At 51.2% G+C, this 15,083-nt stretch carries 15 protein-coding genes; 10 read left to right on the top strand and 5 right to left on the bottom strand.

Annotation, left to right across the window (positions count from 1 at the left end):
• Positions 1 to 15: 15 nt before the first annotated feature.
• The 5 genes from J2I47_RS06900 to J2I47_RS06880 all read right to left on the bottom strand — a co-directional run bounded on the left by J2I47_RS06900 (position 16) and on the right by J2I47_RS06880 (position 6,569).
• Complete coding sequence (locus J2I47_RS06900) at positions 16 to 2,349, bottom strand: PAS domain-containing sensor histidine kinase (RefSeq protein WP_207363841.1); 2,334 nt, start codon at positions 2,347 to 2,349, stop codon at positions 16 to 18.
• Positions 2,350 to 2,452: 103 nt separating this feature from the next.
• Positions 2,453 to 3,031, bottom strand: coding sequence for a biliverdin-producing heme oxygenase (locus tag J2I47_RS06895; RefSeq protein WP_207363840.1), 579 nt, complete (start codon positions 3,029 to 3,031; stop codon positions 2,453 to 2,455).
• On the bottom strand, positions 3,028 to 3,453 hold the full coding sequence (locus tag J2I47_RS06890; RefSeq protein ID WP_207363839.1) for a response regulator: 426 nt from the start codon (positions 3,451 to 3,453) through the stop codon (positions 3,028 to 3,030). The genes J2I47_RS06895 and J2I47_RS06890 overlap by 4 nt, the downstream gene beginning before the upstream one ends.
• A gap of 77 nt (positions 3,454 to 3,530) precedes the next feature.
• The gene (locus J2I47_RS06885) at positions 3,531 to 5,816 is read right to left on the bottom strand and encodes an ATP-binding protein (protein ID WP_207363838.1); all 2,286 of its coding nucleotides are present in this window, start codon (positions 5,814 to 5,816) and stop codon (positions 3,531 to 3,533) included.
• 315 nt (positions 5,817 to 6,131) lie between these two features.
• The gene (locus tag J2I47_RS06880) at positions 6,132 to 6,569 is read right to left on the bottom strand and encodes a PaaI family thioesterase (protein ID WP_207363837.1); all 438 of its coding nucleotides are present in this window, start codon (positions 6,567 to 6,569) and stop codon (positions 6,132 to 6,134) included.
• 128 nt (positions 6,570 to 6,697) lie between these two features.
• On the opposite strand from J2I47_RS06880, the gene J2I47_RS06875 reads away from it, so the two are divergent.
• From J2I47_RS06875 to J2I47_RS06830, 10 genes are all read left to right on the top strand, one after another.
• Positions 6,698 to 7,459 carry a phosphosulfolactate synthase gene (locus tag J2I47_RS06875; RefSeq protein ID WP_207363836.1) on the top strand — a complete coding sequence of 254 codons (762 nt, stop codon included), beginning with the start codon at positions 6,698 to 6,700 and terminating at the stop codon, positions 7,457 to 7,459.
• A gap of 120 nt (positions 7,460 to 7,579) precedes the next feature.
• The gene (locus J2I47_RS06870; protein ID WP_207363835.1) at positions 7,580 to 8,230 is read left to right on the top strand and encodes a DedA family protein; all 651 of its coding nucleotides are present in this window, start codon (positions 7,580 to 7,582) and stop codon (positions 8,228 to 8,230) included.
• A gap of 140 nt (positions 8,231 to 8,370) precedes the next feature.
• Positions 8,371 to 8,922 carry a YceD family protein gene (locus J2I47_RS06865; protein ID WP_207363834.1) on the top strand — a complete coding sequence of 184 codons (552 nt, stop codon included), beginning with the start codon at positions 8,371 to 8,373 and terminating at the stop codon, positions 8,920 to 8,922.
• Between the two features lie 91 nt (positions 8,923 to 9,013).
• Positions 9,014 to 9,208, top strand: a complete 195-nt coding sequence (rpmF, locus tag J2I47_RS06860) for a 50S ribosomal protein L32 (RefSeq protein ID WP_207363833.1) — start codon at positions 9,014 to 9,016, stop codon at positions 9,206 to 9,208.
• Between the two features lie 231 nt (positions 9,209 to 9,439).
• Positions 9,440 to 10,384, top strand: coding sequence for a phosphate acyltransferase PlsX (gene plsX / locus J2I47_RS06855; RefSeq protein WP_207364287.1), 945 nt, complete (start codon positions 9,440 to 9,442; stop codon positions 10,382 to 10,384).
• 19 nt (positions 10,385 to 10,403) lie between these two features.
• Complete coding sequence (locus J2I47_RS06850; protein WP_207363832.1) at positions 10,404 to 11,387, top strand: beta-ketoacyl-ACP synthase III; 984 nt, start codon at positions 10,404 to 10,406, stop codon at positions 11,385 to 11,387.
• A 128-nt stretch (positions 11,388 to 11,515) separates the two neighbouring features.
• Positions 11,516 to 12,079, top strand: a complete 564-nt coding sequence (efp, locus tag J2I47_RS06845) for an elongation factor P (RefSeq protein ID WP_207338671.1) — start codon at positions 11,516 to 11,518, stop codon at positions 12,077 to 12,079.
• Positions 12,080 to 12,177: 98 nt separating this feature from the next.
• Positions 12,178 to 12,666, top strand: a complete 489-nt coding sequence (gene accB / locus J2I47_RS06840) for an acetyl-CoA carboxylase biotin carboxyl carrier protein (protein WP_207363831.1) — start codon at positions 12,178 to 12,180, stop codon at positions 12,664 to 12,666.
• Between the two features lie 96 nt (positions 12,667 to 12,762).
• A complete protein-coding gene (gene accC, locus J2I47_RS06835) occupies positions 12,763 to 14,106 on the top strand; it encodes an acetyl-CoA carboxylase biotin carboxylase subunit (RefSeq protein WP_207363830.1) in 1,344 nt (447 codons plus the stop codon).
• 310 nt (positions 14,107 to 14,416) lie between these two features.
• The coding region (locus J2I47_RS06830) for a hypothetical protein (protein ID WP_207363829.1) at positions 14,417 to 15,083 on the top strand (667 nt) is incomplete at its 3' end.

Genomic DNA, 15,083 nt, shown 5'->3' with positions numbered 1-15,083 from the left:
AACTGAAAACGTTTACTACACCGGCAGATACACCCGGAACGTGGCGCCATCGTTGATCTGGCTGGTGGCCGAAATGGCTCCACCATGGTGCTCTACTACTTTTTTGCAGATAGCCAATCCTACCCCTGACCCCGCAAAGTTGCCCTTACCGTGTAGCCGCTGGAATACCTGAAAGATACGATCAAGGTATTTTTCGTCGAAACCAATACCATTGTCGGCAACGCTGATTTCATAGTAAGCTTCGGGTTTGGAGTTAGCGTTGGCGACTTGTAGCAGGCTGGCAAGCACTACGTCGTTGGGCAGTTGCGCCACGGCCATTTGTTGGCTCGTGATACTGATCTGAGGCGGCGAACCAGGCTTATGAAACTTAATGGCATTGCCAATCAGATTCTGAAACAACTGCTGAAGTAGCAGATGATCGCCCTGCACGGTGGGGAGAGCGTCATAGCTAACGTTCGCCTTTGTTTCTTTGATGGATACATAGAGGTCCTCTACCACCTGACCAACTAGGTTGGTGAGCGAAACAGGCTTGAAAGGCTCGTGGTGAGTGCCAATGCGCGAATAGGCCAGCAAGTCTTTGATTAACATTGACATCCGCCCGGCCGCCAGTTGCATTCGGCGGATCATGTCCTGCCCGTCAGCGGGGAGGGCTGCGCTAAATTCATTGGCAAGGATGTCGCCGAACGACTGGATTTTCCGAAGTGGCTCCTGCAAATCATGACTGGCTACGTAGGCAAACTGTTGCAGGTTATCGTTGCTGCGGAGTAACTCAACGTTCTGCTGTTCAAGTAGTTGCTGAGCTATTTTCAGGTCTGTGATGTCTGCGTAGGTATACAAAACGCCGTCACCCTGCCGTACATAGCCCCCATCAAACCAACCGCTAATCCCGTGCGCGTTGTAGTTGAAAAGGCGCCGTTCAGGTTCACCCGTTTCCAGCACCCGCTTCAGGGTAGCATAGTGACCGTTTTTAACGCTGGCAGGATAGTCTCTGACGATTAATTTATCAATCAACTGTGTTTCTGTAAGCCCCGTTATAACTTCATTGGCGGGGTTGGATAACACGTGGCTGAAGTCGACCACCCGCCCTTGCGCGTCACGAATAGCTTTGTACAAAACAATACCCGTGGGCGAGTTGTCGACCACCGTTCGCAGCAGCCCTGCCTGTTCCTGAAGGGCTACCTCGGCTTTTTTCTGCACCGTCTTGTCCTGCACCGTCAGCACAATGCCGTCGGCGCGTTTCACCACCGACAGATCGTACCAGCCCTCACCCAGGCCATAGTCAAAGGAAACCTCAGTGCGCATGGGCTGCCCTGTTTCAACCACCTGTACATACTGGTTGAACAAACCGTTGGTGAGTGTAATGGGAAAATAAGTAAGCATGGTGTTGCCAATGACTTGCTCATCGGTGCGCTTAACCCGCTGCCGGTTGGCCTCGTTTTGCAGGATGTACCGAAAATCAATAATGGCACCGTCCGCATTGCGAATAGCGTCGAAGGCGACAATGGCATTTTGCGACCCATCCAGTACCGAGCGTAGCAATTCGGCCTGATGATGGTATTCCAGTTGTGCCCGCTTGGTGTCGGTGATATCAATAACGGCCACAATGAGCCGATCACCCTGCGCCGCCAGCGACAGCCGATACCAGCCGGGCCTGTTGTTGATGTTGTAGGGCATTTCGAAGGCCTGGGTAATGCCCAGTTCAACGCCGGTGATGGCCCGACTCATAAAACCAGATTCGTTAACAGCTGGGAATAAGCGCGTTACCAGCTTGCCAACTACTTCGTGCGCCTGCATGTGCACGATCTTTTCCAGTATAGGGTTGATAAGCACAAAACGAAAGTCGGCCAGGGCACCATTGGCATGCCGGACGGTGTCGAGTATGGCCATGCCTACGGGCGTACTACCCATAAGCCCCTGTAATAGATCGGCTTGTTGCTCAATAGTCTGTTCAGCGGTTTTCTGGGCCGTAATGTTGTCATACGATACCACTACGCTGTCTTCCATGCGCACCGTCGACACATCGTACCACTCTTTCTGGGTACGAACGGGATGCATGAACGAAAACTCGAACCGGTCCGACTGGCCAGTATCAATAACCCTGCATAGCCGTCGATAAAGATCGGTGCGCACCAGTTCCGGAAAGCTTGTGCTAAAAAGCTTACCCACTACCTCTACGGCCGAGCGACCCAGGTCCCGCTCGGCAACCGCGTTCAGAATTGTTATCCGAAAGTCGGTCAAAAGGCCATTGGCTTCCCGCACAGCCTGATACACGACCACCCCGTTCTGAGATGCGTTCAGGACGCTTTGCAATATAAAAACGGGCGACTGGTTCAACGAATTGGCTGTCATGAGGCAAAGAGGCTAGAGACGGAAAGATAGACTCGCTACTTTATCGTGGGTAGAGAAAGAGCGGCTGAGCAGGCAGGATAAACACGAGGTTTTCGTTGCTACCCTAGGCGCTGTACGCTTCGCTAATTTTACTGAAACTGTTGAACGCCTGCACAGCACCCTGCACCACGGCATCTTCGTGGTTGGTAGCGCGGGTAGTGAGGTAAGCACCGAAAGCCTTCCAGTAGGGGCCAGTCTGGTCGCCGTAGCCGGTGTAGAACCGGGTTGGGGCATGAAGCAGCGCGGGCGTACGAGCCAGAGCTTTAGCAATAAACCGACCACCTAGCATAGATCCTTCAGCTACGTAGAGTGCTCCCAGAAGTTGGTAGCCTGTCCAGTTGGCAAACAGCGTAGAATCGGGGATAGAGCGTGGCTGATTAAGTTGCTGTAGATCAGCTAGTAGCCAGCCTGTCTTTTGTCGTGTCTGCCAATCGAACCCAGTAAAAAACGATGCCTGTTTTTCAATCGCCTGTTCCAGCGAACTGTGGAAAACAGCCTGAACCTGGAGTAGCTGCGTGTATTCAGCCAATGATAGCGTAGCTGCCATCAGCTTATCGGTATAGAGTAGTTGCTCCGTATACGAATGGTGGCTGGCGGTTTCCTGTTTCAGCCGCGGCATAATGCCAATGTCGGTGGCTATCATGGCTTGTAGTGGTTTTGGGTGAGCCAGAATTCAATAGCCCGCCGAATCATGTCACTTACTTCGTGGTAGCTACCCGGCTTGATGAGGTAGGCGTTGGCACCCAGGTCAAAGGCCCGGCGCATGTCTTTGGGGCTATCAGATGTGCTGTAAACAACCATTGGCATGTAGCGGGTACGGTTGTTGGCTCTTACCTGCTGAATGACATCGAAACCACTTTGCCCAGGCAGGTTCAGATCAACCAGCACCAGCCTGGGCATAGGCAATGACTGGCCCTGGTGAGTGCCCTGTTGAAGCAGGTAGTCGATAGCCTCCGTGCCACTCATGATGATTTTGTAGGTAGGAGGGGTAGGTAACCGACTGATGACCCGCTTAAAAATATCCGCTTCATCAATATTATCTTCAATGTAAAGAATGTCGAGCATAGTACTTTCTACGGTAGCGTTAAGGAAAGCTTAACGTATTTATCGCTACAATGGTTATGGGTTTATTTCGTAACCAATCAGAGCGAACTGGCAGGCTGATTGGTTTTTGGAAAAGAGACAAAAAATGTGGTAGCGTACATGGGCGAACTGTCAAACCATACCTTGCCCCGGTGACGGCTCATGATGCGCTTCACAATAGCTAACCCAACGCCGTAGCCCTCATAGGTTACCGCTGAGTCGAGCCGTTGAAAAAGCTCGAACACTTTGCCCGCCTGCTTCATATCAATTCCGATGCCATTGTCGGTGATGGCATAGATTACCTCCTGTTCGGTTTCGCTCCCCTGTACCTGAATGCGGGCTTTAGGAGTCAGCCTTGAATACTTCACAGCGTTGGAGAGTAAATTACTAAATACCTGCGTCACCATCGTTTGGTCGCCCAGCAGGGGGGGGGTGTTGCCAATCTGGATGGTTAGATCGCGGCCGTTTTCACCCGCCAGTAGTTCCTCGCGCAGTTGGGTGAGCATAGGCTTCACCGCGAGTGACTCCATGCTCAGTTCGGTTCGGCTCATCCGTGAGTAGTGCATCACATTCCGAATCAGCATGGCCATTCGGTCCGATGCCTTCGTGATCTTGTCGAAGGTGGCGCGGGCTTCCTGCGGCATTGTTTCGCCATAATCTTCGAGGTAAATTTCTGTGTAGCTTTTGATAGATGACAGGGGGGTGCGCAGATCGTGCGAGATGGTATAGCTGAATGCTTCCAGTTCTTCATAAGCCAGTCGAAGCTGCTCGTTGAGGGCACGAATCTGGTTAGCTTTCTGGGAAATCAACTGCAGCATGTCTTCGCGCAGTTTTAGTGCTGTTGCTACTTCTACCTGCCGCCAGGGTTCAGATCGGTTCCGCACCAGTTGTTCCCATTTGTCGAAGCTTTTGCGCGGACTGAGCCGGGCGGTGCCGTCTTCACCGAGCACAACGGGTTTTTCAGGATTACCGCCCCAATACTGCGTTTGCTTTTGCTCTGGCTTAAACCAAATCAGGTACTCGTTCATTTCGCGCGAAAGCACCAGTACGAGCGCACCCGCTGCCTGTTCGCGGTAAAGTTCGGCGGGGGCGTAGAGGTTGGGCAGTTGGTCGGTCTGAAAAACGGCATCAGTCGACACCATTTTGAGCCACTCGATCAAAGCCTGAATGTCGCTGTCGGCGGGGGTATGGCCAAGCGTGTATAACTTATTTTCGAAGAGCAGGGCTGCGCCAGTGGCCGTGTTCAATTCCAGGGCGGTCAGGGGGTGCTTGGTCAGTCCCTGCACAATATCCCAGTCGGCCAGCATCTGATGATACAGTTGCTGCTCGCGCTGGTTCAGCATGTGAGAAAACTGCTCGTCTTCGTCGTCTTTCCTGATCTCCAGCGCCGTTGAGAGCAGCTGACTGATGAGCTTTACCGAAGCCCGCTTGGGGTAATCGATCATCCGCGGCCCAGCATAGTGGTGGCAGGAAATCAGGCCCCATAGTTCGCCCCGGTACAGGAGCGATATGTTGAGTGTGGCGCGTACACCCATGTTTTGCAGGTATTCGATATGCAGCGGCGACACCGCCCGCAACCCCGCGTGGGTGAGATCGAGCGGGCGACCCTGATCGGCGTATTGAACAGGGTAGATGGGTACTCTGGGCGCATCGACATCAACCAGCAGCCGCACAAGGTTGGTTTTGTAGAGTTCACGGGCCTGCCGGGGAATGTCGGAGGCGGGGTAGTGCATGTTCAGAAACGGCTCCAGAAACGGTTCACAGGCTTCGGCAATAATTTCACCATGCCAGTCCTCGCCAAACCGATAGATCATCACACGGTCATAGCCGGTGAGTTCTTTTACTTTCTGCGCCGTTTTGTGCAGGAGGTCCGTCAGCGATGAACTGCGCTGAATGTCTGTCATCGTTTGCGCCAGCAACGCCTGTATGGGCATGGTTTTATTCAGCAGCGGAGCCGTTGTCTGTAGGGGCAGATTGATGAGATCGGCAGTGGGTTCCAGTTCCAGAATGAGTGCTCCGTCATGCTGATGAATAACCAGATACCAGCTTTGATCTCCCAGCGGTAACAAATAGGGGTTGAACGCTTCCGGGTTGTTTTGCCGTAAAGCCACCGTTAGCAGGTCCACTAATTCCGTGCCTGCGGTTTCGTGCAGACGAATGCCCGACAGGTTCTGCCCAATGAGCGTATTGGTGGGCAGGCCGGTTAGTGCCTGACAATTCTCGCTGGCCTGCCAGATGACAAACGTGGCTGGATCAATGGCTAACAGGTAGCCGTGTGATTGTATGAAACCGGGCCATTGAATAGGTTCCCGGTCACAGTTAGTTAAGTCGACGGTGGGTTGCATGTGCGTGAGGACAAATTGATATATCTGCGGAAGGTGTTCTCCCAAATCAATAGCACTACTTATTAAGTAACTGACTTATAATAAGTAATAAGCACCAATTTTTTATAAAGTAAATATAGTGCTTAAATACTAAGCGTAATTTGTTTTATCTCGACTGAATAAACAAAAAGCTTCTTTTTACTGACTTAATGGTAAGTCTTTCAATTGGTAGATAATGCCACAACGCTACCGGCTCGATTACCTTACAGGCTTACCAGTAAGGTCTGTTGTAGTACACTCAGCATTAGTTAGCTGCTCGCCGTGCTGAGTTGCCAATTACAGTTTCACGCCTGTTTGAATGAGGTTGGTGCTGCACTTGGCAATGAGTTTGCCCGCAGCGTTAGTGATGCGGCCTTCAACGTGCACAATATTCCGCCCCGCCCGTACCACTACGGCTTCGGCGGTGAGGGTTTCGCCGAGGCGGGCGGCACTCAGGAAATCGACAGTCAGGTTAACTGACGTGTATCCATAGTCACGACCCAGGGCAAAAACCGTGAGGCCGCAGAGGTCATCCAGAATAGCCGAAGCCGTGCCGCCATGTAGCACCTGCATGGGGTTCACCATATCATCGCGCACCACATAGCTGGCCACCATGCGCCCTTCTTCTACCACGCGCAGTACGCCCCCCAGCCACCGCCCCACCCCCGATGGGCTGCTGGTCATGGGTTGGCCAATAAAGGCGCGAAAAGCATCGAGGCGGGCGTTGGTTTCCATAGTCCGAAATAGTATTTAACTAAGTTCAAGGGCCCAAATTAGGGCGTATTACGGTATTTATTTGTGAGGTAGTCGTAAGTGTTGCTACTTTTGAGCGATTTTTGACAACACAGGTACTGCTTGCTTCAATGAATTATACACTATCCCAAATTCCCGACCGTACCGCCAAGCCGCGCCAAAGTGGCCTTACAATGGTTATGGACAAAGGCCTCAGCCTGCGCGAGGTCGAAGATACGCTCTCGGTATCGGCTGATTACATCGACATTGTGAAACTGGGTTGGGCCACGTCGTTTGTGACGCCCAACCTACAGCAAAAGCTGGACGCATACCGCGCAGGGGGGATTCCCGTTTATTTTGGCGGTACGCTGTTCGAGGCGTTCGTGGTCCGTAATCAGTTTGAAGACTACCGCAAACTCCTCGACAAATACAAGCTTGAATACGCCGAAGTGTCAGACGGATCGCTGGAGATGGACCCCGACCAGAAGTGCGAATACATCCGTACACTGGCTCAGCAGGTAACGGTGCTATCAGAGGTAGGTTCGAAAGACGAAGCCAAGATCATTCCGCCTTACAAATGGATCAAGCTGATGAAGCAGGAACTGGAAGCCGGTGCTTGGAAAGTCATTGGTGAGGCCCGCGAAGGGGGTACGGTAGGCCTGTTCCGATCAAGCGGCGAGGTTCGTCAGGGACTGGTTGAAGAGATTCTGACGCAGGTTCCCTCAGAAAACATTATCTGGGAGGCACCTCAGAAGGAGCAGCAGGTGTGGTTTGTGAAACTGCTGGGTGCCAACGTCAACGTCGGCAATATTGCCCCCCACGAAATTATTCCCCTTGAAACCATCCGCCTTGGCTTGCGGGGCGACACGTTCAGTCATTTTTTAGATAAATAAATGTAGTAGTCTGGAAAGTGGCAGGGAGGCGTACGGTTAGTCTGGAAAGTCGTTGAAACAATAAGAAAGGCTTTCCAGACTAACCGTACGCCTCCCTGCCACTTTCCAGACTCAAATGCTATGGAACTCATCAAATCCCTTCTCGATTTTCTGCTCCACCTCGACAAATTTCTCGACGCGTGGGCCAATCAATACGGTATACTGTTATATGCCATCCTGTTCCTGATCATTTTTACAGAGACGGGACTAATTGTAATGCCGCTGCTACCTGGCGACTCGCTGCTGTTTGCTGCCGGTGCACTGGCTGCCCGCGACACCAACAATTTGCAGGTCGGCATCATCATTCCTCTTCTGATCGGGGCGGCGCTGTTGGGCGACAACGTCAACTATTTTGTGGGCACCAAGCTGGGTGCGCAGATTAAAGCCCGGGAACGGATTCTTTTCTTCAAACGGGAATACATCTACGAAACCGAAAAGTTCTATGCCAAGCACGGTGGTAAAACGGTGATTCTGGCCCGGTTCATTCCTATTGTTCGCACTATTGCGCCGTTTGTGGCCGGGGCGGGCAGTATGCACTACGGTACCTACATCAAAAACTGTATCCTGGGGGCTATTCTGTGGGTAACGAGCATTACGCTGCTGGGCTACTTCTTCGGTAACCTCGAAATTGTACAAAAGAACTTCGAGATCGTCGTCTTCGGCATTGTGGGCCTCTCATTGATGCCCATCGTTGTTCAGTATGCGAAGCAGAAGCTAATGAAGTCAGCGTAGGAAGGAGTTCAAGGTTTAACGTCCAACGTCTAAAGTTGCTTCGCGCTTGGAAGAACTACGCGCGAAGCAACTTTAGACGTTGGACGTTAAACCTTGAACTCTTTTTCTTATCTTTGCGCCCTTGTTAGCAAACGACTGAGGTGAACGAACTGCGGCCATACGACATCAACATCATTGGTTTGGAAGAAAAACGGTATGAATTCGATTTTCAGTCGGATGATGCGTTCTTCAAAGCCCTTGATCAACAGTTGATTACGAAAGGAAATGTGAAAACTCACCTGATTCTTGACAAGTCGGAGACGATGATTCGGCTCGACTTTCAGATTCAGGGGGTAGTGGAGCAAACCTGCGACCGTAGCCTTGACCTGTATGACGAAAACGTAGATACCCGCCGCACGTTGTACCTCAAGTTTGGTGACCGGAATGAAGAACTGACCGATGAGATTGAGCTGATTGAGCGCAACACGGCCACGATTCATATTGCCCGTTACATCTTCGATTTCATTGTGCTGGCGCTGCCTATGAAACGGCTTCATCCCCGTTTCCGTACAGAAGAAGCTGATGATGACGAAGAGGCCCCTGGCAAACTAATTTATTCGTCGGGAGAGGCAACCGAAACTGACGATACAGGTGAAGAAAAACCCGTAGTGGACCCACGTTGGGATGCCCTGCGAAAACTGAGCAATAACTAATTGGAGTTTTCAGTTTAGAATTTTCAGTTTAGAGTTAGCTGAACTGAAGCGGAAACTGAAAACTGTAAAACTGCAAACTGTAAACTGAATTATGGCACACCCCAAACGCCGCCACTCGACCGCCCGCCGCGACAAACGCCGGACCCACTATAAAGCCACTGCTGTAACGCTGGCTACTGACGCTACCACCGGTGAAGTGCATGAGCGCCACCACGCCCACGTGTTCGAGGGCAACTTGTATTACCGCGGTAAAGTGGTAGTAGAAGGGTACAGGTCAGTTGCTTAACTGCCCTTTGGCGTACCTGCGCTAACCCAGTAGGGTCGTTGTCTGCCTGGTGCTTTAAGGCATTGTGATAAACGAGTATTTCGCCGACATCTGTTTTAGATGAACGCGGAATACTTTTTTATTGCCCCCTACCTGCTAATTTTGCGCCACTGTGGGCCTACACAAAACCACGACGTGCCCGTTTTGACCACCTCAACTGGTTGGGCTACGCTCGATTACCCGATCCATTCAATGAAGATTGCCGTTGATGCCATGGGTGGCGATTTTGCACCTGAAGCGATTGTTGAGGGCATTGCCCGAACTGTCAAAGCGGGATTGCCTGACGGTGTCACCCTTGTTTTAATTGGTCAAGAATCGGTCATTAATACGCTTCTGACTCAGTTTGGTGTTACCAGCGGAGGAGAGGTTGAGGTGATACACGCCGACGAGGTGATCGATATGGGCGAACACCCCACCAGAGCTTTGTCGCAAAAGCCTAATTCCAGTATTGCGGTTGGCTTTGCTCAGTTGAAAGCAGGGCAGATCGATGCGTTTTGCAGCGCAGGTAATACTGGTGCCATGCACGTAGGTGCTCTTTTTAGCATCAAAGCCATTCCGGGAGTAATACGGCCAGGTATTGCTGGTTTTGTGCCGCAGCTGAATGGCGGTACCGCCGTAATGCTCGATATTGGTGCCAACGCTGACTGCAAACCCGAAGTGCTGGCCCAATTTGGTGAACTCGGATCCATCTACGCCCGGCAGACTCTGGGTATCGAATCGCCCCGGGTGGCCTTACTCAATATTGGTGAAGAAGAACAAAAAGGCTCGGTCGTGGCACAGGCGGCCCATCAACTGCTGAAAGAAAATAAACGGCTGAACTTCGTCGGTAATATAGAAGGTAAAGATCTGTTCATGAATCGTGCCGACGTGATCGTGGCCGACGGATTCACGGGCAATACCCTCTTTAAGCTTGGTGAGTCGTTTTACGAGGTGACTAAACAGCTTGGTTTGCATCATCCGTTCATAGACCGCACCAACTACGAATCTATTGGCGGTAGCCCGATTGTTGGCGTAAATGGCAACGTCATCATCGCCCACGGCATTTCGTCGCCCACTGCTATTCAAAACATGATTAGCTTAGCCATTCGGCAGGTGCGCGCCAGTGTTCCCGCCCATATTGAGCAGGCACTTACCTAGGCCCTCCGTAAACTACCCTATGATGAAAGCAGCAATTACTGGCGTGCATGGCTACGTTCCCGATTATGTTCTTACCAATGCTGAATTGGAACGGATGGTCGATACAAACGACGAATGGATTACGTCGCGAACGGGTATCAAAGAGCGTCATATTCTGAAAGGCGAAGGCAAAGGCAGTTCGCATATGGGAGCTGAAGCCGTGCGAGGGCTGCTGGCCAAAACCAACAACGCGCCCGAAGAGATTGACCTGCTCATTTGTGCCACCGTTACCCCCGACTATGTCTTTCCGGCCACGGCCAATCTCATCTGCGACATGGTGGGTATTCGTAACGTAGGTAGCTTCGACATTCAGGCGGCCTGTTCGGGCTTTTTGTATGCGCTCACAGTGGGTACTCAATTTATTGAGAGTGGCAAGTACAAAAAAGTGATCGTGGTGGGTGCCGATAAGATGTCGGCCATTACTGATTATACCGATCGCACCACTTGCGTCCTCTTCGGCGATGGCGCCGGGGCTGTGTTGCTCGAAGCCGCCGAAGAAGGATTTGGCATTATCGATTCCATCATCCGCTCTGATGGAGTAGGGCAGTACCATTTGTTTCAAAAGGCAGGCGGCAGTAGATATCCGCCCAGCCACGAAACCGTTGAGAAACGGTGGCACTATGTGTATCAGGACGGTCCGTCGGTTTTTAAATTTGCAGTGAAAAACATGGCCGACGTGTCGGCGGAGATCATGCAACGAAATGGCCTTGAGGGTGATAACGTGGCGTGGTTGGTGCCGCATCAGGCAAATAAACGCATCATCGACGCCACCGCCAACCGCATGGGCATCGGTTCGGATAAGGTGATGCTTAACATTCACAAATACGGCAACACCACAGCGGCCACCATCCCGCTCTGCCTGTTCGACTACGAATCGCAGCTCAAAAAGGGCGATAACCTGGTCCTGGCAGCCTTCGGCGGTGGTTTTACCTGGGGTGCTGTTTATGTGAGGTGGGCCTACTGATTTACGATGTACGAATTACGATTTACGATTTACAATTTTGTGAGTCGTGCCACATGAGTGGCTTTGATTGTAGTTCGTAGGCCGTAAATCAAATCGTAATTCGTAATTTGTAAATCGTACATCATTACATGGCAACGACCGCAGATATTAGAAACGGCTTAGTAATCAACCACAACTACGACCTGTTTCAAATAGTTGAATTTCAGCATGTTAAGCCCGGGAAAGGGGCCGCTTTCGTGCGTACCAAGCTCAAGAGCCTAACCACCGGACGGGTGATTGATAATACGTTCAACTCAGGAGCTACTATTATTCCGGTTCGGGTAGAACGCCGCAAGTTTCAGTACCTCTACAAGGATGAAGCGGGCTACAATTTTATGGACCAGGAAACCTTCGACCAGATCAATATCAGCGAGAAAATTCTGGATCAGGCCGACTTGATGCGTGAAGGGCAGGAAGTGGAAGTGCTGATTAATGCCGAAAATGACACGCCACTGGTTTGCGAACTGCCCGTTTCGGTCGAGCTTGAAGTAACCTACGCCGAACCTGGCCTTAAAGGAGACACATCGAGTGGGGCCAAGAAGCGTGTTGAAGTAGAGTCAGGCGCCATGATCAACGTGCCTTTGTTTATTAACCAGGGTGACAAAATTCGCGTTGACACCCGCACGCGGGAATACCAGGAACGAGTAAAATAATGATGAATGATGAGTGATGAGTGGTGAATGGATAGCACGAAAATGCTCTTGTGTAAGCCATTCATCGTTCATCGTTCATCATTCATCGTTCAAAAGATATGAGCACCCAGGAAATACAAGAACTGATCGATTTTATCTCAAAATCGGGCCTCGACGAGGTGAAAATTGAGACAAGTGAGCTGAAAATCAACGTGAAGCGCACGGCCACACCTGCTATGTATGCGGCACCAGCACCGATCCAGGCTGCTCCGGCCCCCGCCGCTGCGTTGCCTGCCGCTGCACCAGCTGCCTCCACACCCGCCGCCCCCGTTGCAAGCCCCGCCGCGCCTGCCGCCCCGGCTGCTAACCAGATCACTATTAAGTCGCCTATGATTGGTACATTCTACCGGTCGGCCAATCCTGAATCGCCGTTGTTTGTTGAAGTAGGCGACGAGATCAAGCCGGGTAAAGTAGTGTGCATCATTGAAGCCATGAAGCTTTTCAACGAAATCGAATCGGAAGTGTCGGGCCGTATCGTGAAGGTACTCGTCGAAAACGCTACTCCCGTCGAGTACGATCAGCCGTTGTTTATTCTCGAAGAAATTTAAAAAGAGTCGTAAGTCGATTGTCGGCTGGCGCGACAGCAATACTTGTGCCGCACCGGCGGACCGGTCAGTCGACTATCGACTTACGACTTTCTTCCTATGTTCAAGAAAATCCTGATCGCCAACCGGGGCGAGATCGCGTTGCGGATCATTCGTACGTGCCGCGAGATGGGCATCCGTACCGTGGCCGTCTACTCAACCGCCGACCGCGATAGCTTGCACGTTCGCTTCGCCGACGAAGCCGTGTGCATTGGTCCACCACCCAGTCGCCAGTCGTACCTCAGTATTCCAAGCATTATCTCTGCCGCCGAAGTAACGGGGGCCGATGCCATTCATCCCGGCTACGGTTTTTTGTCGGAAAACGCCGAATTCTCGCAAATATGCGCTGACTACGGCATCAAGTTTATTGGTGCTACTGCCGAACAGATCAACATGATGGGTGATAAGGCGACGGCCAAAGCCACCATGCGCGAGGCAGGAGTACCTGTAATTCCAGGTTCCGACGGTCTGTTAGACTCTATCGAGCAAGGGCAGCAACTGGCTGCGGAGATGGGATATCCGGTCATCATTAAGGCCACGGCCGGCGGTGGTGGTCGTGGTATGCGTGTGATCAAGGCAGAAAATGAATTTGAAAAAGCCTGGAATGACGCCCGCACCGAGTCGAGCGCTGCTTTTGGTAACGACGGTTTGTACCTCGAAAAATTTGTGGAAGAGCCCCGTCACATCGAAATTCAGATTGTAGGCGATCAGTACGGTAAAGTGTGCCATCTGTCAGAGCGTGACTGCTCCATTCAACGGCGGCACCAGAAGTTGCTGGAAGAGACACCCTCGCCCATCATGACGCCTGAACTGCGCGAGGCCATGGGCGCAGCGGCCATTAAAGGGGCTCAGTCCATTGGCTATGAAGGCGCCGGTACGGTAGAGTTTCTGGTAGACAAACACGGGAAGTTCTATTTCATGGAAATGAACACCCGAATTCAGGTTGAGCACCCGATTACGGAGGAAGTGACGGATTTCGACCTCATCAAAGAGCAAATTAAAGTGGCCGCGGGCGTGGCTATTTCGGGCCGTAACTACACACCAAAGCTGTATGCACTCGAATGCCGGATCAACGCCGAAGACCCCGCCAATGGGTTTCGTCCGTCGCCGGGAAAAATCACGAATCTGCATTTTCCAGGTGGTCACGGCATTCGAATCGACAGCCATGTGTATAGCGGCTACGTTATTCCACCCAATTACGACTCAATGATTGCCAAGCTGATTGTGAGTGGCCAATCGCGGGAAGAAGTGCTGACGCGTATGAAGCGGGCCTTGCAGGAGTTTGTGATAGAGGGAGTTAAAACAACTATTCCGTTTCACATCAAGCTCATGGACGACCCCGGTTTCAAATCCGGTCAGTTTACAACCGCCTTTCTGGAGGGCTTCGATTTTAGCTCATTATAAGGTCAGCCACAGTTTGCTGAAGTGAAGGCAACAAAAAAAGCCGCTCCAATTACGGAGTGGCTTTTTTTGTTGCCTTTTTGTGGTCTATATCTGCACCAAACGGGCAGCAGGAATAAAAACACTTAATTTAAAAAATAACAGAGAAGTAGGGTATATATACTTAAAAAATGGGGTTTAAGGATAGTTGCATGAACGTATAGAAGTATGGGTAATACTCAGCCGAATTTTCAGACTATTTATTTAATGCCTGGCTTTTAAACTTAGGCATTCTTTTTGTGAAGGATAAGCTTTATCCAACTGCTTACCTACCATGAACGAAAGCTACTTTTATGTAGCCAGCCTCTTAAAAAGGCTGGTGAGTTGTCTGCTATGCGCTATTTTATTTCTCTCTACAGCATATGCCGACAATGGCCCTGGCTTTGGTCCCATAAAGCCCGTTAGACCATCGTCTTCTGCCAGAAAATTACATAATAGATATAAACCTTTTTCCCCGGATCCGCTCCTGTTTAGATTGGTTAGCAATGTGTCTAACCCCAGAGTTGGACAGGAGATAGAACTTCAGCTTAGTGTGCAATTTGTTACTGTTGCCAGCGGATCAATGTTCTTCTCTCCTGGTTCAAATGCATATAGTCTAAAGGTAATTATACCTACTAATTTTAGCGTGACAGGTGGCGATAATATTGATTATGTGCAAAATGAATTAAGCGACGATAAGCCCAATGCAACATATACAATTCGCGGTCACTTTACCAGTCAAATTCACCGGGCTTACTTCGCTGTATTACGGGGCGCAAAAGATGCCAACAATGCAAGCCTGTTTGAGCTAAGGCATGAACTGTACTTATCAGCTACTGCTGCTGATGCACAAGCCCGTCTTGGCGGCACCTCGTGCCCGGGCACGGGCAGCCTGAGCTACGAGCGCTGGAACAACATCGCCGGCACAAGCATTGCTGAGCTGCTGAGCAAGACCAACAACC

This window comes from Fibrella rubiginis (assembly GCF_017353185.1).
Lineage (GTDB): Bacteria > Bacteroidota > Bacteroidia > Cytophagales > Spirosomataceae > Fibrella > Fibrella rubiginis.
Note: the sequence above shows the minus strand (reverse complement) of the source record. Positions and strands in the feature narration are given on the sequence as shown.

Coding starts and splice junctions, on each gene's coding strand:
- J2I47_RS06890 (WP_207363839.1), bottom strand. CDS start 3,453: ATGCTCGACATTCTTTACATTGAAGATAATATTGATGAAGCGGATATT.
- J2I47_RS06870 (WP_207363835.1), top strand. CDS start 7,580: ATGGAACTCATCAAATCCCTTCTCGATTTTCTGCTCCACCTCGACAAA.
- J2I47_RS06880 (WP_207363837.1), bottom strand. CDS start 6,569: ATGGAAACCAACGCCCGCCTCGATGCTTTTCGCGCCTTTATTGGCCAA.
- accC (WP_207363830.1), top strand. CDS start 12,763: ATGTTCAAGAAAATCCTGATCGCCAACCGGGGCGAGATCGCGTTGCGG.
- plsX (WP_207364287.1), top strand. CDS start 9,440: ATGAAGATTGCCGTTGATGCCATGGGTGGCGATTTTGCACCTGAAGCG.
- J2I47_RS06895 (WP_207363840.1), bottom strand. CDS start 3,031: ATGATAGCCACCGACATTGGCATTATGCCGCGGCTGAAACAGGAAACC.
- J2I47_RS06900 (WP_207363841.1), bottom strand. CDS start 2,349: ATGACAGCCAATTCGTTGAACCAGTCGCCCGTTTTTATATTGCAAAGC.
- accB (WP_207363831.1), top strand. CDS start 12,178: ATGAGCACCCAGGAAATACAAGAACTGATCGATTTTATCTCAAAATCG.
- J2I47_RS06875 (WP_207363836.1), top strand. CDS start 6,698: ATGAATTATACACTATCCCAAATTCCCGACCGTACCGCCAAGCCGCGC.
- rpmF (WP_207363833.1), top strand. CDS start 9,014: ATGGCACACCCCAAACGCCGCCACTCGACCGCCCGCCGCGACAAACGC.
- J2I47_RS06850 (WP_207363832.1), top strand. CDS start 10,404: ATGATGAAAGCAGCAATTACTGGCGTGCATGGCTACGTTCCCGATTAT.
- efp (WP_207338671.1), top strand. CDS start 11,516: ATGGCAACGACCGCAGATATTAGAAACGGCTTAGTAATCAACCACAAC.
- J2I47_RS06885 (WP_207363838.1), bottom strand. CDS start 5,816: ATGCAACCCACCGTCGACTTAACTAACTGTGACCGGGAACCTATTCAA.